This window comes from Shewanella sp. 10N.286.51.B8, from assembly GCF_041469325.1.
In the GTDB taxonomy this organism is placed as follows: Bacteria; Pseudomonadota; Gammaproteobacteria; order Enterobacterales; family Shewanellaceae; genus Shewanella.
Genome location: NZ_JBFRKG010000004.1, coordinates 1 through 18,647, shown reverse-complemented (window position 1 = coordinate 18,647; position 18,647 = coordinate 1). Strand labels below are relative to the sequence as shown.

The window sequence follows — 18,647 nt, the reverse complement described above, 5'->3', positions numbered from 1 at the left end:
GTTACAAATAAGGCCTCCAAATGGAAGCCTTATGGTTTAAATCAGCTTAAGTAAAACGCATCATTACTTTAGCTCTTGCTCAAACAATTTGTAGATACGACGATATTCATCTAACCAGCTTGATGCCTGTCTAAAGCCATGTGGCTCAACAGGGTAAATCGCGGTTTCAAACATCGCCTTTTCTAACTCAATCAAGCGTTGTACTAAGCGCACACTATCTTGGAAGAACACATTGTCATCGAGCACACCGCTCATGATCAGCAATGGTTTTTGTAAACCCTGTGCGTGTTCAATTGGTGAACTCTTTTCATAGGCAATGGGGTCAACATCTGGGGTATTTAAGATGTTAGAGGTATATGGCGCATTATAATGCGCCCAATCGGTGACCGGACGAAGTGCTGCGCCCGCTTGGAATAACTCAGGCTCATTAAATAACGCCATGAACGTTAAGAAGCCGCCATAAGAGCCGCCATAGGTACCTACTTTAGCGCCGTCAACATGACTGTTAGCCGCCATCCAGCTAACGCCGTCTTTTAAATCTTCAACTTCAGGATGACCCATATTGCGATACACAGCGGTGCGCCAATCGCGGCCATAACCTTTAGAACCACGGTAATCCATATCCATGACGACATAACCCTGTTGTGTTAATAAGTTATGGAACATGAACTCTCTGAAATAGCCAGAAAAACCATTATGGGCATTTTGCAGGTAACCCGCACCATGGTTAAAAATTACTGCAGGATATTTTTCAGCATTATTAGCATCATAGCCCTGAGGTAAATAGACTCTAGCGTAAATGTCTTTCGCACCATGAGTTGATGGTACTTTTACTACTTGAGGGGCTTGCCATGCATAATCTGCAAACGCTTTACTGGTGTAATGAGTTAACTGCTTAAGCTCGCCGCCAATTGGCTGCACATACAGCTCATTAGGTTGGGTGGCTGTTGATGCCGTTAATAGCAACGATTGACCATTAGGGCTTAACTCATAATCAAGGGTACCTGTCCACTGGGTCAGCTGCTCAGTTTTACCGCTAGCAATCTCAACCCGATAAACATTATAAGTTCCAGGGTGGTCTTTGTTAGCACGATAATAAAGATGCGTCGCATCGGGTGATAAGGTCACTTGATCAACCACATATTCGCCATTGGTAAGTGCGCTGGTCTTGCCATTTTCACCTTTAACATAAAGCTGTGAATAACCAGACTCTTCAGATAAGTAATAGAATGACTCAGATGTTCCCACCCAACCAAATTGATTGAAGGTGTAGTTAACCCAAGCATCATCATGTAAACGGTGCTCTGTTTTTAGCTTGCCGGTTTCAAGGTTGACACTGGCGATCCAGCGATCTTTATTATCAACCGCTTCAATCATAACCAGCAATTTATTTTCAGATTCATGCCACTGCATCGGACTTTGACTCCAAGTCCAATCTTGCATCAGTTGCAATACCCGTGGCGATTTTTCGCTGTTATAACGCTCGCCTTTGGCTTTGGCATTTTCAGCTTTTACACTGGCTAACACGTCGGCATCGTAACCATCAAGACCTTCAATAGTGATATCTTTCTTAACGTGATCGACCAAGTCTAGGACCACCAATCGTTCACCTGGGTAACTGTCTTCAGCCACACGCGCCCTTGCAGGTACTGCATCAACATAGCCATCTTTACCTAGATAATTTGGCATGATGTCGTGCTCGCTGCGCCAGCTATAGTCTTTATCAACTAAGTTAACCACTAAGTAACGGCCATCAGCGGAAAGACTCATATCAGAGACTTTTTCATCATCGCCTAAATACCAAGTTTTAGCCGCAAAAGTCGGGTCTTGCGCCGCTAACTCCTCGGCATATTCAGCGCGGGTTTTACTCTTGTTATGCTGCAAAGCAACATAGGCAATCAAACGATGCTGTTGTTTGGCAATGTAAGATTCTGGATCGCTAACCCCTTTAGGGGCATTGGCCATTTGCACATCTGCTAGCTGCTCAGTTAACCCAGTCTGCAGATGTATCTTGAAGACACTATTACCTTGAAAATAAGCCAAATCGCCGCTACTAAGGAACTTAACCTCATCAATGGCAGTATTCACGCGGGTAAGCTGTTTTACGTCCCCTGACGCTAATTGCTTAACGAATATATTACCCTGATAGATATAGGCTTTTTGCGATTTATCTGCACTCAACACACCGTGCTTTTGATCAGTTAAATGCAACTGATTCAAGCTAATAAGACTTGCCTGAGTTTGACTCACGCCTTGCTGATAAACCTCAGCAATTGGCGCCTGATGTGCTTGTCGATTAAAATAAATTGACTGACTATCATCGCCCCAATAAGCATTTTTAGCTAACACACCCATCCAATCAGGGTTGGCCATGATCTGATTTAAGGTTAAAGGCTGTTCAACTTGAGGAGGTGTCGCAAGCGTCACTGTGTAACTTGAAGCTGCGTTAGAAATGCTTGGGGTGTTATTGCTAGTTGCGGTCGCGCTGCAACCAGAAATGATCGCTAAAGAAAGCGCACTAAGCGCAGTATTGCGCAGTAGCCTTGTCATATTGAATCCTTTGTCATCAAAGATGTTTGGTATATTCTCGCCTAAACGTTAACCACTGTTTGGCAAGTGCTTTTATTATTGCTCTTTTATATCATAAAAAAGGAGTAAACTTGTGAGCTTTTTTGGTCAAAGTTGTAACGGAAATTATTGATTATTGGAGAGGAAAGTAAGGTTAGCCGTTTAGAAGATGATAAAGGGATCCAAATGCGACTCATTGGCCCCAAATGAGCAAGTTAATAATTTAAAAAATTCTGTAGTAACTCAAGACCTTGTTCGGTCAAAATAGCTTCTGGATGAAATTGCACCCCAAATATAGGCAAACTATTATGGCGCATCGCCATGATCTCACGGCCATGAATTGGATCATCAAACCATGCATCAAGTTGAAAACCATCAGGTAAACTTTCAACTAGTAAAGAATGATAACGGGTAACTGTAAGTGGCTGATTAAGCTGTTTAAACAAGCCAGCTTCATGGTGATTTATCTTGCTGGTTTTACCATGCATCACTCTTTTAGCACGAACAACATTAGCGCCGAACACCTGTGCAATGGCTTGATGACCTAGACATACCCCTAAAATTGGCAGTTTACCGGCAAAGTATTCGATTGCTTGTAATGAGATCCCCGCTTCATTAGGCGAGCAAGGGCCTGGAGAAATAACCAAATGAGTTGGATTTAAGGCTTGGATTTCTGCAATGCTGATCTCGTCATTACGCTTTACCATAATCTCAAAACCTAGCTGCTGAAAATATTGCACTAAGTTAAAAGTAAACGAATCGTAGTTATCAATCATTAACAGCATTAAGGACCCTAAGTACAAGATTGCTTTATAAGAATAATTAATCAGGAAAGCTAAAATACCTGAATGGTGGCGGATAATAGCATAGCTTTGCTCAGTGCTTAAGCGTTTAGACCTATCGCTGGTTTTGTTGACTGTAACGTTTAATTGCTAGGTTATACTATAGCTCTATATCAGTGGCTCCTACCGCCATCTTAGGAAGGTAAACTATGGGAATGCAATTTTTAAATACACAAGTTTCAGGAACACAAGTCACACAGGTGGGAAATGTCAGTCTTTATTTTATTGGTGATATTTATGGTCGCTTAGACAAGTTAACCGATTTATTAGCCGAAATTGATTTTGATATCGATGATCCACAATCGAGTATTCAATTTGTTAAGTTAGTTTTTTGTGGCAACTTAATTGCGTCACACCAGCCTGCTCAAACCGATGCAGCCGCTATTGAGCACATCGCCTTACTCAACTTTATAAAACGGCTGGTTGATGAAGGTTATGCTTATTGTTTGCTTGGCATAAATGAGTTTAACGCCATAGGTTGGAGTAAACACCACCCGATCACAGACGAGCCTTTAGTTAGCGCGAGCAAGCTAGCACTCAATTCAGATAGCCTAAGCCAACAAGGCCCCTTTTTCCTATCGTTATTTGATCCCGCTGACGAATCAATTTATCAATGGATAGATTGGTTTATGTCATTGCCACTGTTTTTGGATTTTGGTCATATTCGCGCAGTGCATGCTTGTTGGGATCAACAAACAATCACAGCGTTAGCGCCGTATATAGAGCCAAGTCATGCTTTATCACAGCAATATTGGCCCTGCGCGTTTGATAAAGATCACTCGCTCAATCATGCACTAAATATTATTTTGAATTACCCAACATTTGAGTTAACCGAGCAACACCCTCACTATCTGTTAACAGTTCCGGTAATAGTGGCTCATTATCCCTTAGACAGTTTCCCAGATATTCAAAATGAATACCTGGCTTGTGTTAATTACAACGCAGCGGTTGCCAACTACCCACTCGTGAGTTTTGCTTGGCATCAAGGTCGCAAAAAACAGCTTGAGGACGCCTGCGTATCTGATAATGCACAACTCAGCCTTGGCGAGTTTTGTTTTATTGACCAACCCACCCCAGAAGAACAGATTGCCAGTGGTGTTGAAGCATTGTTAGCGATGATGATAAAGCAACTGCCTAAGGTGGATATAAGCCCTGAAGCCTTATGCCAATTTCAACAGCAAGTGGATCTTTGCCTATGGCAAGACTGGGACCCTAGTGAGCAATTTCCTAATGCTCGCTATCGAAATCAGTACCAAACCTTTATCGAACCAATCGCCCAATTAGCATTAGCCATGGATAGCGAGCAGCTCTGTGCTTATCTGGCTATTTTGGCGCGCTACCAGCTAGAAATTGAAAATGATAATTTGGAAAACCGTTGTTTAAAAGTCGCTTTCAAACTAACAAGATTAGCAGCCCATGCGCTTAAGCACTAGGACAGTTCAGTGGAGTGGAAGTAAAACTAGCAAGATAAGTTTAAGATGTTACTGAGACTTCAATAGCTGCACACTATGCCACTCAGTAAATAACAGACAATAAAAAACCAGTTACTAATCTAGGACTAATAACTGGTTTTTTTATGATTTGAGCCGACTATTTAACAACCGTTAAATGAGCACGTCCTTTAGTTTTTTCAGAATCACCAGTTGGCTTTTCTTCAGTTGATACAGCAGTGTCAACAGTAGCATCTACGGTCGATTCTACTGTAGAAAATGCTCTTGTAGCAGGTGATAAATCTTCAGATTTATCTTCTGCCATATAAGCATCTTCCATATCAAACACGGTACCAGCACCATTTTCACGGGCATAAATTGCCACGATAGCAGCCATCGGTAAAACGACTTGCTGCGGTACACCACCAAAACGAGCATTAAACTCGACAAATTCATTGGTCATTTGCAAATTTCCCACAGCACCGCCAGCTATGTTAAGTACGATTTGACCGTCTTTAACAAACTCTTGAGGTACTTGAGTCCCTTTCACAAATGCATCCACGACAACATGTGGGGTAAAGTGATTATCCATCAACCACTCATAGTAAGCCCGCAACAAATATGGACGATTAGGGGTAATTGCTTTCATTACATGCCCATGCGCATTTCGCGCTCAACCTCAGTTAACGATGCTTTAAATGATTCACGTTCAAAAATACGTGTCATGTAAGCATGGATATCTTTAGAAGTACGGGCATCAAGGTTAATACCTAGTTCAGGTAAACGCCATAATAGCGGCCCTAAGTAACAATCAGAAAGACCAAATTCTTCGCTCATAAAGTATGGCATTTCAGCAAATACTGGCGCTAAAGCAACCAAGCTATCAGTTAACTCTTTACGAGCAGCATCAGCTTTGTCGCCACGGCGAATACGGGCAACCAATTCATACCAGTCAGTATCAATACGGTGCATCATTAGACGACTTTGTCCGCGAGCAACTGGATATACTGGCATCAATGGTGGATGTGGAAAGCGTTCATCCAGGTATTCCATGATAATGCGAGACTCATACAATACTAATTCACGATCAACTAAAGTCGGAACTGAGTTGTAAGGATTTACGTCAAGTAACTCCTGAGGCTTCTCGCTAGGGTCTACCTGTAATACATCAACAGTTACCCCTTTCTCAGCCAGTACGATACGTACTTGGTGGCTATATAAATCATCGGCACCTGAAAACAGTGTCATGATAGAGCGTTTGTTGGCAGCTACAGCCATTGATATCCTCCAGAAACGGAAAAACAAAACAAACGAGGGGCTAAGCCCCTCGTTTAGAGTATGCGAATAATGTATTTTACCCGTTATTCGTGTCTAGTGCACATCTTTCCAGTATTCTTTCTTCAACAAATAGGCAATGATGAAGAAAAAGAATAGAAATCCGAGTACCCACCAGCCTAAAGCTTCACGTTCAAGCTTCACTGGATCGGCTGAATATACAAGGAAACCGGTGATATCTCGCACCGCTTGATCGTACTCTTCTGCGTTCATAGAGCCACCAGTCGCAACTAGCGTTCCATCTTCTTGTTTTACAGAAATACCTTGTAAATCTTCAAGAACATGGGGCATACCCACCAATGGGAAAACAGTATTGTTTACCCCAAATGGACGACTTTCATCTTTATAAAAGCCTTTAAGGTATGAATAAACCCAATCGGCACCACGCACGCGAGCCACTAAAGTTAAGTCTGGTGGCGCTGCACCAAACCACTTAGCTGCGTCAGCTTCAGGGATAGAGTTTTCCATTAGCTCACCCACTTTAGCATCGGTGAACATATACTTGTTACGCATGTCATCAACTGAAATACCTAAATCTTCAGCAACACGGCCATAGCGTTGGTACTGGGTACTATGACAACCTGAACAGTATTGTTGAAATAAGTCTAAACCACGCTCTAATGACTCATTGTCATGTAGGTTGATTTCCGGATCAGGACTCTTAACAAATTCATTGTTGCCACCAGCCGCTATTGCTAGCGTTGGTAACAATGTAACTAATGCGATTAATAGCTTTTTCATTAGTGCGTCACCCTCGTAGGAACTGGTTTTGTCTTTTCGTTTTTACTGTAAACCCACAGCGCCACGAAGAAGGCAAAATAAGTAAGTGTAAAGATACGCGCTGCAATAGTTAATGTAGGCGTAGCTGGAACCGCACCTAAATAACCTAGGATCAAGAATGAAACGGTAAACTGCGCAATGTTAATCTTATGAACAAGTCCACGATAACGAATCGACTTCACTTTACAGCGATCTAACCAAGGTAATACGAACAGTACCGCAATCGCGAGCCCCATACCGACAACACCTAAAAGCTTGTCAGGAATAGCACGCAAAATTGCATAGAATGGCGTGAAATACCATACTGGAGCGATATGCTCAGGGGTTTTCATTGGGTTAGCCGCTTCAAAGTTTGGCTTTTCAAGGAAGTAACCGCCACCTTCAGGCATAAAGAACAACACGTAACAGAAGACGATTAAGAAACCGGCGACGCCCATGATATCTTTTACTGTGTAATAAGGGTGGAAAGGGATAGCATCAACTGGCCAGCCATTTTCATCTTTATTCTTTTTAACTTCGACACCGTCAGGGTTGTTTGAGCCTACTTCGTGTAAAGCAATCAAGTGAAGGAAAACTAATACAACTAAAACTAGAGGCAGTGCAATAACATGTAATGCAAAGAAACGGTTTAGTGTCGCACCAGAAACAACATAGTCACCACGGATCCACAATGTGAGGTCATCACCAATAAATGGAATCGCACCAAATAATGAGATAATAACCTGTGCACCCCAGTAAGACATTTGTCCCCAAGGTAGCAAGTAACCCATGAAGGCTTCAGCCATTAGCACGAGGAAAATCAACATACCAAATAACCAAAGTAGCTCTCTAGGTTTTTGATAAGAACCGTAGATTAAGCCACGGAACATATGCAGATAAACCACCACGAAGAATGCCGAGGCACCCGTGGAGTGCATATAACGAAGTAACCAGCCGTACTCTACATCACGCATGATGTATTCAACTGAAGCAAAAGCGCCTTCAGCTGTTGGTACGTAGTTCATGGTTAACCAAATGCCCGTTAATAGCTGGTTAACTAAAACAAGTAATGCTAATGAACCAAAGAAATACCAAAAGTTAAAGTTCTTTGGTGTTGGATATTGACCAACATGGCGATTATAGGTCGCCGTCATTGGGATGCGAGCATCAATCCAATCAACGATATTCTTAACCATTATGCAGCTCCTGTGTCGACACCAATGAGTACAGTTCCATCATCGACATATTGATGCGGAGGTACAACTAGGTTCAATGGTGCTGGTACGCCCTGGAATACACGTCCAGCCATATCAAACTTAGAGCCATGACATGGACAGAAGAAACCAGCAGATACACCTTCTACTTGCTCACCAAAGCTATCTGGTAAATAAGTTGGTGAACAACCTAAATGTGTACAAATCCCGACAGCAATAAAGAACTCAGGCTTAATTGAACGTGCAGGATTAGCTGCATACGCGGGCTGTTGTAATTCTTCTGAAGCAGGATCGCGTAATTGACCATCTAATGAACTTAACTCATTTAAAATGGTTTCGGTACGACGAACAACCCATACAGGTTTACCACGCCATTCAACTCGAATTAATTGACCTGGTTCTACTTTACTAATGTTAACTTCTACCGGTGCACCTGCAGCTTTCGCTTTAGCGCTCGGATTCCATGACTTAATAAAAGGCACCGCTACAGCGACGGCACCAGCTCCACCAACTACGGCGGTTGCGGCTGTCAGGAATCTGCGGCGTCCGGTATCGACTGGCGCTTTGCTCATCCACTTATCTCCCAGAGGGTGTTGGAATTCTTATATTTTAATAACTTAGCAACATTAGAATCACTAACGGCTAAATCTATACTTTGAGGCGGGGCTCATTATAGCGAAAAATTAGAACCAGATCATAGTAATTCACACAACTAAGTTACGGGATTTGCGTGTTTTTTTTGCGATGAGCAAAAAATAAGCTACCGATTTGTTCAGTTGTTATGAAGATAAGAACAAACAAAATAGTTAAATTGCTGTAAATAAACAATATTTAATGAAACATACGCTATCTAAATTAGTCACAGCTGATTAATGGTATCAACTGGCAGAAATTCAATTTATTTCGCTGCACAATCTCAAAACGCAAAAAACCCGGTATAAACCGGGTTTTTAATTAACGCTAAATTTCAATTAATGAAATGTTGGCTTATTTACCATCGATAGATTTCATGTATTTGAAGAAATCACTGTCAGGTTCTAAAACCATAACATCACTATTGCCAGCGAAACTCGCCTTGTAAGCTTCAAGACTTCTTAAGAAACCATAAAACTCAGCATCTTTGTTATAAGCATCAGCATAAATCTTCGCAGATAATGCATCACCTTCACCACGAACCGTTAATGCTTTACGTTCTGCTTCAGCCACTTTAACTGTCACGTTAGCATCAATAGTTGCACGGATGATTTCAGATTGCTCTTTACCCTGTGCACGATGCTCTTTTGCTACAGCTTGACGTTCAGCACGCATACGCTGGAAGATACTGCTACTTACGTTGGCAGGTAAGTTGATTTGCTTAACGCGCACATCAACCACATCGATACCAAGATCTTGTGAGCTTTCAGATGCGTTTTCAAGTGCATTAATCTGCAACTCATCACGTTCACCTGAAACAATTTCTTTAATAGTACGACGACCAAACTCTGTGCGTAAGTCATTGTTGATTTTACGCTGTAACAGGCTTTCAGCTGTTGCAACATTACCGCCACCAGTGGACAGGTAAAACTTTTCAAAATCGCTAATACGCCACTTAACATAAGAGTCAACCATAAGGTCTTTTTTCTCTGAAGTAACAAAACGATCTGCAGCGCCATCTAAGGTCTGAATTCGCGCATCTAGATATTTTACTTTATCTATTGCTGGAATTTTAAAGTGTAAACCTGGTGCAAATACACGCGTGACAGGTTGACCTTCAACGTTATCTTTTAAGATCTCACCAAAGCGAGAAACGATAGCACGTTCACCTTCGTTAACGACCATAACAGATGAAAAACCAACACCTAAAATAATTACCAGAACAATCAGTCCTATTCTACCCATGAGTTAGTCCCTCCCTTGGCGTGAACGAGACTCACGAGTCTGACGTCCATCAACTGGCATAGAAGACGTAAGCGAATTATTTGAAGGCGTGTTCACATGCGTTTCAACAACTGGCTCTGCAGGCATAGTTTTAGCTTGATTACCCATCATTTTGTCTAATGGTAAATACATTAAATTACCATTGTTTTTAGTATCAATTAGTACCTTGTTAGTATCTGCCATGACCTCTTGCATCGCATTAAGGTATAAACGTTTACGGGTCACTTCTGGTGCCATTTGATACTCAGGCAAAAGTTTTTCGAAACGAGCAACCTTACCTTGAGCTTCTAAGACTTCACGTTGCTTATACGCGCTAGCCTGTTGCGCCATACGCTCAACCTGACCACGTGCTTTAGGCTCAATTTCACGCGCATAAGCTTCTGCTTCGCGAATGAAACGCTGTTCATCTTCTTGTGCAGAAATAGCATCATCAAATGCATCTTTCACTTCTTCAGGCGGACGCGCTGGTAAGAAGTTGACATCTTGAATTGATAAACCAAGCTTATACGGCTCAAGAATACGCTCAAGTTCAGCCCAAGTATCACGACGAATAGCATCACGACCAGTAGTCAAAATGTCATCCATAGTGTTATGCCCAATCACATAACGAAGCGCACTGTCTGTTGCTTCACTCAAACTCTCATTTGCATCAACTGCACTAAACAAGTAAGAATAAGCATCATCCACTCGATACTGAACATCAAGTTCCACTTTCACTAAGTTTTCATCAGCCGTTAACATGCTGCCTGATGCAGGAATAGAGCGCACTGCTTTAATGTTTACCGGAAACACTTCATCAATAAAAGTTGCTTTCCAATGTAAACCAGGACCAACTTCACCAGAATGCTGACCAAAACGTAAGGTTACGCCTCGCTCTGCCTCTTTAATGGTATAAAAGCCTGAACCACCCCAAATAATTAAACCAATCACCAAAACTACAATAAGGCTCATTGGGTTAAAAGAAGGGCTAGAAGATCCACCTGAACCACCTTTACCACCGCCGAAGCGCTTTGAAAGGTTACGAAATACTTCGTCTAGATCTGGTGGGCCTTTGTCGTTACTGTTTTTGTTTCCCCAAGGGTCTTTTCCCTTGTTACCGGGCTCATTCCAAGCCATTTAGCACTCCATAAGTGGATGAAATAAATGATATTAGCAAATAACGTCTACGTCTGATTCTTCAGAAGAATCCTCAAATATAAACGTCTCTAATTCGCCTTGACTCTGTTTTGTTAATCGGCGCCAATTGGCATCCGATAAACGAACAGACAAAATACAGTTCCCCAGATCGTCGTACTCTTTCTGCTGTATCGCGTCCAGTCGATAAAACTGGCCAAGATAATGTCCAGCCGTAGCTGGAATTTTCAATGTCTGCTCTATAATGACTTCACCGATTAACTCGTTGATAGCCTGCAAGAGCAATTCAAATCCAATTTGTTTTTGTGCAGATACCCAGACTCGCTCTGGCTTACCTTCATCGTCGTAATCGATGCGAGGCACAAAATCTTCCAATAAGTCGATTTTATTACAAACGACCAATTGTGGAATAGTATCTGCTTCAATTTCTTCAAGCACATTTTGAACTTGATCGAAATTCTCCGTCATATTCTCATCAGCACAATCAACAATATGCAATAACAGATCAGCTTGACGTGTTTCTTGCAAGGTTGCTTTAAATGCTGCGACTAAGTCGTGAGGTAAATGACGAATAAACCCAACTGTATCAGCTAAAATAACTGCTCCGTCAGGTAAATTCAATTTACGCAGAGTAGGATCAAGTGTGGCGAACAATTGATCTGCGGCATAAACTTCTGAGGCGGTTAACGCATTAAACAAGGTCGATTTTCCCGCATTGGTGTAACCCACCAATGACACAGTGGATAAGTCACTGCGCTTTCGTGAACGTCGACTTTGTTCACGTTGTTTGTCTACTTTATCAAGTCGGCGATTAATACTTTTAATCCGTCCACGAAGTAAACGTCTATCGGTTTCGAGCTGGGTTTCACCCGGGCCACGCATACCAATACCACCTTTTTGTCTCTCCAAGTGAGTCCAACCACGAATAAGGCGCGTCGACATGTGGCGCAATTGCGCTAGCTCCACTTGCAACTTACCTTCGTGTGTTCTCGCTCTTTGAGCAAAAATATCTAAAATCAGCGTTGTTCTGTCTAACACTCGGCATTGACAGATCTGTTCTAAATTTCTTTCCTGAGCTGGACTCAGTGCGTGATTAAAAATCACCACTTTAGCTTCTGTAGCTGCAACCATAGCTGCAAGCTCTTCTACTTTCCCTGACCCAACAAAAAACTTTCGATCTGGTGAACGCCGACTTCCAGTAATAACACCAACAGAGCGTACTCCTGCTGATTCGACTAATAATTGTAACTCTGTAATGTCTTCTCTACGCTCGTCGTCAGAAAAGTCAATGTGAACAAGTACTGCGGTTTCACCCGCTTCATAGCGATCAAACAAGTAGTAAACTCCTTAAATATTATTCTGATGCAGGTGCTTCATCATTTGGGGTATAGCTCTGAGTACCTTGTGCAGCCACATTAAATGGGCGTGCTGGTACAACAGTTGAAATAGCGTGCTTGTAAACCATTTGGCTTACTGTATTTTTTAACAAGATAACGAATTGGTCGAATGACTCAACTTGACCTTGTAGTTTAATACCATTCACTAAATAGATAGAGACTGGTACACGTTCACGACGCAAAGCGTTTAAAAATGGGTCTTGTAAAGATTGCCCCTTAGCCATTTCAATTTCCTTTTTTTATTTTCAAAATAAATTTTTTGAATTTTTGAAGAATGTTTTATTGTTTAGTTTTAGTATTATACAGCAACAGCTAATTAGCTAGCTAGAATGTTGCATAAGTGTAACTAAATTTCCTTCGGCGCCACTTTCAAGCCAATGTAACTCGGGCCAACTTCTTAACCATGTTAATTGACGTTTGGCTAATTGCCTAGTGGCAGCGGTGCCTTTTTCTATTAAAGTCTCGTAGTCAAATTCACCATCGAGGTACTGCCAACACTGTCGGTAGCCGACACAACGCATAGATGGCATATCTAAATGTAAGTCTTTGCGATCTTTTAATCGTTGAACTTCGTCGATAAAACCATTTTGCATCATTAGTTTAAATCTTTTTGCGATCAATTCATGTAATACTTTTCTCTCATGTGGCGCTATCGCAAATTGCATCACATCATAGGGTAACGGCGCTGACTTTGTTGCCGTTAGCTCAGTCATCGATTTACCCGTAATTCTGTATACTTCTAGAGCGCGAGATAGCCGCTGGGGATCATTAGGATGAATTCTTGCCCCTGCTGTGGCATCAACTTGGCAAAGTTGTTGATGTAATGCATCCCAACCTTGCTCTTCTGCCTCTTGCATAATTTGCGCTCTGATCTGCTCATCTGCAGCAGGTAACGGTGACAAGCCTTCAAGCAATGCCTTAAAGTACATCATAGTCCCCCCTACCAATAAAGGGGTCTTACCACGATTAATTATATCTTCTATTTCAATTAATGCATCGCGACGAAAATCTGCCGCAGAGTAACTTTCACTGGGGTCGAGAATGTCAATTAAACGATGAGGCGCTAAGGCTAGCTCATCGGCATCAGGTTTGGCTGAGCCAATATCCATTTGACGATAGATTAATGCCGAATCAACAGAGATAATTTCACAATTATGCTGCTGGGCCATTTCAATTGCTAAAGCCGTTTTTCCTGAAGCGGTTGGCCCCATTAAAAACAATACTTTGGGCTGTTTGAGTTGGTTCACATTAATTCTCTTCTAACCAGGATTGCCATGGCAATGATTTCGCCTTTGATAACTGCATTTGCTGCTGCTCTGCGGTTAATTGGCTATATTGAAGCCACACTTCAGCTGCGGCTGAAAAATGATTTGCTTGCTGTTTTGCCATCCACAACGCCAACGCTTCATCCGATGGCTGCTCTAATTTAATCCAATCTAATAATTCTGGGATCAACACAGCTAATTGGGTATCTCTGAGATATGGGGGCACATTCTTAATTATCAACTGTTGGTAGCGGATTGAAAGGGTTAATCCTAACCTACGTAATAACTGCTCTCGCTCTTCAAGGATAATTTTCCAGTCAACATCGGCTTCAATTGAAACCGGCATTAATAATGGCTGACCCACAAGCCCTGTTGTTATTTTAGTCTGTATCTCTAATTTTGTAACAAAAATAGAAACTTGCGCGATATCAACTAATAAAATCTGCTGACCTTTAACCATCACCCAGAAGCGACCATCAACAATAGACGGCATAGTGATATGCGCAGACAGATTTGTTTCATTAATTTGCGTTAATGAAGAATTTCCAGCTTGGGTTTGCAGTAATTGTCCATAATTAGCGATAGCCGTTGGGGTTATTTCTACCGTGTCAGCTGTTCTACCACCGCTATAGGGATTATTGCCATTGCTTGTAGCTCCTGTGCTTCCGGTAGCTGCATTATGCTGTGGTTGATGGCTTTGGTGTTGATAGCCCTGCGCTGGCACCGACATGCTGCCAAAGCGGCTGCTCGATAACTCTCTAGGTTGATGTAATTGAGTGGCAGATCCCCGACTTTGCGGCATGTCTTGACTTACTTGCTGCCAATTGCTTATTTCTGCCTCTGATGAATGACCAATTTCCTCGCCAATACCAGTTTGCGCGCCTGTAGGTTTGTTAGCTATACCGAGATCTAATTCAGGTATTTGCGCTAAAACAGACTGCAATGCCTGTAAAATAAAGTCATGCACTAATCGGCTTTGATGAAAACGCACTTCATGCTTTGCTGGATGTACATTGACATCAACCTGATGCGGATCCAGCTCAAGCATCAACACATAACCCGGTTGATGCTGAACTTGAAACTGACCAAATGCCTGCTTTACCGCATGGTTAACTAATCGGTCTCGCACTAAACGGCCATTGACATAAAAATAGCAGCTATCAGTCGGTTGTAAGTCATTTGGTGACTGCAAATAACCCGATAATATCAAGCCATCATGCTGGCATTCTAGGTGCAGAGCATGCTCGGCAAAAGCCCGACCACAAATTTGCCCAAGACGCTGTTTGTATTGAATTTCAGTATTGGCCGCTCGATATTGACGCGCCAACTTACCATTATGGGTTAAGGTAAAATGCACATCGGTTCTGGCGATGGCAATGCGTTTTAACCATTCATCAATATGGGTGAATTCGGTTTTATCACTTTTCAAAAAGCGTCGTCTGGCAGGGGTATTAAAGAATAAATCCACCACTTCAATGGTAGTGCCCTTAGGGTGCGCAGCGGGCGTCACTTTAACGTCCATTTGCGAGCCTGCAGCGTAGGCTTGCCACGCTTCAGTTTGCTCAGCAGGTTTTGATGTTAGGCTTAAACGGGAGACAGAGCTAATACTGGCTAAGGCCTCGCCTCTAAAACCAAAACTTAAAATGGCTTCTAAGTCATCAAGGGAGTGTACTTTTGAGGTCGCGTGACGAGATAAGGCTAAGGCTAACTCTTCCTTTGAAATGCCTTTACCATTGTCCCTAATTTTAATGAGCTTACTGCCACCTTTGTCGATTTCGATATCCACCCGGGTTGCGCCAGCATCAAGGCTATTTTCAACCAACTCTTTAACTACAGATGCAGGACGCTCAACCACTTCGCCGGCAGCAATTTGGTTAGCAAGCTGTGGTGGTAAAATTTGAATAGCCATAATTTACGCTCTTGGAATAACCAGCTTTTGGCCTATCCGTAGGACATCTGATTTAAGGTTGTTGGTTTTTCGAATACTGGCTATGCTGACTTTATATCGCTGGGCAATAACCGATAAAGATTCGCCACTTCTTACTGTATGCTTAGTGTTACTCTGTTTAGCCAATAAGGTGCCTGAAGGTGGGTTAGCGGCAAAATATTTCAGCACACCTTTATGGATCGCATTAGCTAACTTTTGTTGATGGTTACCATTTAACAATAACCCTTCTTCTCTAGGGTTAGAGATAAAACCAGTTTCCACCAAAATAGAGGGGATATCAGTCGACTTTAAAACAGCAAAGCTCGCATGCTCTGGTTTACTCTTATGTAGTTTAGTCACTTTACCTAAACCTGATAATACATCACTGGCAATATGATGACTTTCAGCCAGAGAATGGTCCATCGACATATCGATTAGGGTCATCACAAGATACTGTTCACTATCGGAGTTTTGAATTATGTCTCCAACGCCACCTAATAGCTCGGAATGCTTTTCTTTATCCTCAAATACGCGACCAATTTCGGTATTGGCACGGCGCTTTGATAATACCCATACCGATGCCCCATTAGGTTGTGGTGACGTAAATGCATCTGCATGAATAGAAATCAGTAAATCAGCTCGACTATTTCTAGCCAGTTCCGAGCGTTGATTTAAATTGACAAAATAATCGCCAGTGCGGGTCATCACCGCTTTCATTCCTGGTGTTTTATTAATTTCTCGTGCAAGACGTTTGGAGATCTCAAGTACAATCTTTTTCTCATAGGTGCCTTTGGGGCCGATTGAACCAGGATCTTCGCCGCCATGGCCTGCATCGATAGCGACAATCACATCGGTAGAGCGCTTGCTAGTGTGCACCACCGACTGTACCGCTGCACTTTTACTGGCAGAGTTATCTAAATCGACCACTAAACGATTACCGTAAGGGGCTGTCGGTGTCAGGGCAAACAAATTCGGCTTTGCTGGTGAGTTTAAATCAAGCACCACACGTAAAGTGCCTTTTTTGGGAGGGGAACTAATACGCACTTTTTTGATCAACTTGCTGTCTTTAGCAATATCAGCAAGCTTCACATTGGTTGAAGCTTGTTTTAAGTCGATAACCAAACGCTGGGGGTTTGTTAGCACAAAATAGCTATAATCAGGTGCCGAAGACAAATCAAATACCACTCGGGTTGATTGCGGGGCATCCCAAATTCGCACACTTTCAAGTTTATTAGCTGCAACCTGTAAGGAGCAGAATAATAAACATATGAAGATTATAAATCGTGTCATTTTTTCTAGGGTCATTATTATTTTAGTTAATTGACTTATGCTTACTAGCGTTTGTTTTTAAAGCTTATTATGAACTAATTAGTTATAAAGCTTAGCGACAAGCTGATTACCAGCTCCTGTCATGCCAGTGAGCTCCACCTGTCGTTGCTCTCCGTCATAGCTTAAATGAATGGCAACATCGGCTTCAGGTAATAAGCCATGCCCTCTATCTGGCCACTCGATAATACTAATAGTGTTATCAGTAAAGTAATCGCGGATCCCCATAAATTCAAGCTCTTCAGGATCAAGCAAACGATATAAGTCAAAATGATAAATTTGCATTCCCTTGAGCTCATAGGGCTCAACTAGGGTATAGGTTGGACTCTTTACATTGCCATCATGACCTAAACTTTGGATCAAACCACGGCTTAAGGTGGTTTTACCTGCACCGAGATCACCAGTTAAATAAATCACTAATGGGGCTGAAACCCACAAAGATAATTCAACACCAAGATCAATCGTTGCTTGCTCATCTTTAAGATATTTTTTAATCGAAGTCATGTTAACTTACCAGCACTTGGGAGATTAATCATATAAAACTGCAATATAGCTGAGAATACTAACCTCTTAGCCTATTGCGCTATTTGATGGCCTAAAAAAATAAAGCCAGCTTGATAGCTGGCTCTATATATAAATATTAACATAAAATTGACGCTGGAAAACCGGATTTTAGATATCTTCCATCCGTAATGCGCTATGTACCATACGTTTCTGCTGGGTTTTCTCCACACGAACTAAATCTAATAAAGCATCTTTGATTTCAGTGACCTCAGTGCTGTTAGCGGTTTTTTCTAAAAAACCAATCAAACGGTTTTCTAAATCAAGATGCATCTCGAGTACATCATCTTCACTCATATTGGCTGCTAGAGTCGAGTCTTGGCAGCGTTTTTCAAAGTCTTCGAAGGTGATGTCTTTATACCAAGTTTCAAGCATACGCTTTGGTGCTTCATCAATATAATTTTCAATACTGTCATGCACATGCTGTTGGTGTTGCTGTAGATATTCCAACATCATTTTTACTCTTGTAGAGTCTGCATTGCGGTGTAGTCGGCCATAAAGCTGACCCATGTCTAAGCGTGACTTGGCAATGAACTCAAGCACTTCACTTAATTGTTGGATACGCATAATAAACACTCCATCTGTCACCGCCCTTTGGCGGTCAGTAAAAATAAGATTGTAAAAGCTTGTATTTATTATGGTTGAAAAAAAGTTGAGAATATTTGAGCGAGTTCATATTTTGCATATAAAAAACAAGTAATTTAGCAACAATGAAACAACACCCAGCTACAGCACCCTAAACAATGCATAAATATTGTGCAAGCGGGGGGGGGGTAAACCGAGACATTTTGAACGCAGGGAAAAACTGCAGCGACCTGTCTGTTCATAAAAAGTGTTTCGAACTGATGACCTATACCTTGGCAATAAAAAAGGTATCACTATTTCTAAAAGCACAACTGAGCTAAGAGTGGGTTTATTTTTTTATTTGAAAGGAATGATTTTCTTAAGATTAGAAATTGGAGCGACATATCA

The 18,647-nt window shown here is 41.9% G+C and carries 17 protein-coding genes; 1 reads left to right on the top strand and 16 read right to left on the bottom strand.

All coding sequences use genetic code 11. The annotated features are described in order from the left end of the window. Positions 1-63 precede the first annotated feature (63 nt). Both AB4160_RS01385 and AB4160_RS01380 read right to left on the bottom strand, forming a co-directional pair. On the bottom strand, positions 64-2,550 hold the full coding sequence (locus AB4160_RS01385; RefSeq protein ID WP_372003345.1) for a prolyl oligopeptidase family serine peptidase: 2,487 nt from the start codon (positions 2,548-2,550) through the stop codon (positions 64-66). Between the two features lie 233 nt (positions 2,551-2,783). Continuing rightward, complete coding sequence (locus tag AB4160_RS01380; RefSeq protein WP_102475911.1) at positions 2,784-3,353, bottom strand: aminodeoxychorismate/anthranilate synthase component II; 570 nt, start codon at positions 3,351-3,353, stop codon at positions 2,784-2,786. Between the two features lie 206 nt (positions 3,354-3,559). Between AB4160_RS01380 and AB4160_RS01375 the strand changes: the two genes are divergently transcribed. Continuing rightward, positions 3,560-4,843 (top strand): hypothetical protein, encoded by a 1,284-nt coding sequence (locus AB4160_RS01375; RefSeq protein ID WP_102439926.1) that lies wholly within the window; start codon positions 3,560-3,562, stop codon positions 4,841-4,843. Between the two features lie 157 nt (positions 4,844-5,000). Here the strand turns inward: AB4160_RS01375 and AB4160_RS01370 are convergent, their stop codons facing one another. From AB4160_RS01370 to AB4160_RS01305, 14 genes are all read right to left on the bottom strand, one after another. After that, the gene (locus AB4160_RS01370; protein ID WP_372003342.1) at positions 5,001-5,489 is read right to left on the bottom strand and encodes a ClpXP protease specificity-enhancing factor; all 489 of its coding nucleotides are present in this window, start codon (positions 5,487-5,489) and stop codon (positions 5,001-5,003) included. Further along, positions 5,489-6,118: a stringent starvation protein SspA gene (sspA, locus tag AB4160_RS01365; RefSeq protein ID WP_076539012.1), complete on the bottom strand. Its 630-nt coding sequence runs from the start codon at positions 6,116-6,118 to the stop codon at positions 5,489-5,491. Before sspA ends, AB4160_RS01370 begins: the two co-directional genes overlap by 1 nt. A gap of 93 nt (positions 6,119-6,211) precedes the next feature. Continuing rightward, the gene (locus AB4160_RS01360; RefSeq protein ID WP_102439928.1) at positions 6,212-6,916 is read right to left on the bottom strand and encodes a cytochrome c1; all 705 of its coding nucleotides are present in this window, start codon (positions 6,914-6,916) and stop codon (positions 6,212-6,214) included. Continuing rightward, positions 6,916-8,130, bottom strand: a complete 1,215-nt coding sequence (locus AB4160_RS01355; RefSeq protein WP_102439929.1) for a cytochrome bc complex cytochrome b subunit — start codon at positions 8,128-8,130, stop codon at positions 6,916-6,918. The genes AB4160_RS01360 and AB4160_RS01355 overlap by 1 nt, the downstream gene beginning before the upstream one ends. After that, positions 8,130-8,720 (bottom strand): ubiquinol-cytochrome c reductase iron-sulfur subunit, encoded by a 591-nt coding sequence (gene petA, locus AB4160_RS01350; protein WP_076539021.1) that lies wholly within the window; start codon positions 8,718-8,720, stop codon positions 8,130-8,132. The genes AB4160_RS01355 and petA overlap by 1 nt, the downstream gene beginning before the upstream one ends. Positions 8,721-9,135: 415 nt before the next feature. Next, on the bottom strand, positions 9,136-10,026 hold the full coding sequence (gene hflC / locus AB4160_RS01345) for a protease modulator HflC (protein ID WP_102439930.1): 891 nt from the start codon (positions 10,024-10,026) through the stop codon (positions 9,136-9,138). A gap of 3 nt (positions 10,027-10,029) precedes the next feature. Then, on the bottom strand, positions 10,030-11,181 hold the full coding sequence (gene hflK / locus AB4160_RS01340) for an FtsH protease activity modulator HflK (protein ID WP_102439931.1): 1,152 nt from the start codon (positions 11,179-11,181) through the stop codon (positions 10,030-10,032). Between the two features lie 33 nt (positions 11,182-11,214). Further along, positions 11,215-12,534, bottom strand: coding sequence for a ribosome rescue GTPase HflX (hflX, locus tag AB4160_RS01335; RefSeq protein WP_102520637.1), 1,320 nt, complete (start codon positions 12,532-12,534; stop codon positions 11,215-11,217). 19 nt (positions 12,535-12,553) lie between these two features. Beyond that, positions 12,554-12,820: an RNA chaperone Hfq gene (gene hfq, locus AB4160_RS01330; protein WP_102439933.1), complete on the bottom strand. Its 267-nt coding sequence runs from the start codon at positions 12,818-12,820 to the stop codon at positions 12,554-12,556. A gap of 96 nt (positions 12,821-12,916) precedes the next feature. After that, positions 12,917-13,843, bottom strand: coding sequence for a tRNA (adenosine(37)-N6)-dimethylallyltransferase MiaA (gene miaA / locus AB4160_RS01325; RefSeq protein WP_102475908.1), 927 nt, complete (start codon positions 13,841-13,843; stop codon positions 12,917-12,919). 1 nt (position 13,844) lies between these two features. After that, positions 13,845-15,770, bottom strand: coding sequence for a DNA mismatch repair endonuclease MutL (gene mutL, locus AB4160_RS01320; RefSeq protein ID WP_372003339.1), 1,926 nt, complete (start codon positions 15,768-15,770; stop codon positions 13,845-13,847). A 3-nt stretch (positions 15,771-15,773) separates the two neighbouring features. After that, positions 15,774-17,078: an N-acetylmuramoyl-L-alanine amidase gene (locus AB4160_RS01315; protein WP_102520665.1), complete on the bottom strand. Its 1,305-nt coding sequence runs from the start codon at positions 17,076-17,078 to the stop codon at positions 15,774-15,776. A gap of 78 nt (positions 17,079-17,156) precedes the next feature. After that, positions 17,157-17,618 (bottom strand): tRNA (adenosine(37)-N6)-threonylcarbamoyltransferase complex ATPase subunit type 1 TsaE, encoded by a 462-nt coding sequence (tsaE, locus tag AB4160_RS01310; protein WP_102439936.1) that lies wholly within the window; start codon positions 17,616-17,618, stop codon positions 17,157-17,159. Between the two features lie 168 nt (positions 17,619-17,786). Further along, entirely contained in the window at positions 17,787-18,242 is a 456-nt protein-coding gene (locus AB4160_RS01305) for a hypothetical protein (RefSeq protein ID WP_102439937.1), read from the bottom strand. Positions 18,243-18,647: the final 405 nt, after the last annotated feature.

Excerpts from the sequence above, each read along its gene's own strand:
- AB4160_RS01385 (WP_372003345.1), bottom strand. The coding sequence starts at position 2,550 with ATGACAAGGCTACTGCGCAATACTGCGCTTAGTGCGCTTTCTTTAGCG.
- AB4160_RS01380 (WP_102475911.1), bottom strand. The coding sequence starts at position 3,353 with ATGCTGTTAATGATTGATAACTACGATTCGTTTACTTTTAACTTAGTG.
- AB4160_RS01375 (WP_102439926.1), top strand. The coding sequence starts at position 3,560 with ATGGGAATGCAATTTTTAAATACACAAGTTTCAGGAACACAAGTCACA.
- AB4160_RS01370 (WP_372003342.1), bottom strand. The coding sequence starts at position 5,489 with ATGAAAGCAATTACCCCTAATCGTCCATATTTGTTGCGGGCTTACTAT.
- sspA (WP_076539012.1), bottom strand. The coding sequence starts at position 6,118 with ATGGCTGTAGCTGCCAACAAACGCTCTATCATGACACTGTTTTCAGGT.
- AB4160_RS01360 (WP_102439928.1), bottom strand. The coding sequence starts at position 6,916 with ATGAAAAAGCTATTAATCGCATTAGTTACATTGTTACCAACGCTAGCA.
- AB4160_RS01355 (WP_102439929.1), bottom strand. The coding sequence starts at position 8,130 with ATGGTTAAGAATATCGTTGATTGGATTGATGCTCGCATCCCAATGACG.
- petA (WP_076539021.1), bottom strand. The coding sequence starts at position 8,720 with ATGAGCAAAGCGCCAGTCGATACCGGACGCCGCAGATTCCTGACAGCC.
- hflC (WP_102439930.1), bottom strand. The coding sequence starts at position 10,026 with ATGGGTAGAATAGGACTGATTGTTCTGGTAATTATTTTAGGTGTTGGT.
- hflK (WP_102439931.1), bottom strand. The coding sequence starts at position 11,181 with ATGGCTTGGAATGAGCCCGGTAACAAGGGAAAAGACCCTTGGGGAAAC.
- hfq (WP_102439933.1), bottom strand. The coding sequence starts at position 12,820 with ATGGCTAAGGGGCAATCTTTACAAGACCCATTTTTAAACGCTTTGCGT.
- mutL (WP_372003339.1), bottom strand. The coding sequence starts at position 15,770 with ATGGCTATTCAAATTTTACCACCACAGCTTGCTAACCAAATTGCTGCC.
- AB4160_RS01315 (WP_102520665.1), bottom strand. The coding sequence starts at position 17,078 with ATGACACGATTTATAATCTTCATATGTTTATTATTCTGCTCCTTACAG.
- tsaE (WP_102439936.1), bottom strand. The coding sequence starts at position 17,618 with ATGACTTCGATTAAAAAATATCTTAAAGATGAGCAAGCAACGATTGAT.
- AB4160_RS01305 (WP_102439937.1), bottom strand. The coding sequence starts at position 18,242 with ATGCGTATCCAACAATTAAGTGAAGTGCTTGAGTTCATTGCCAAGTCA.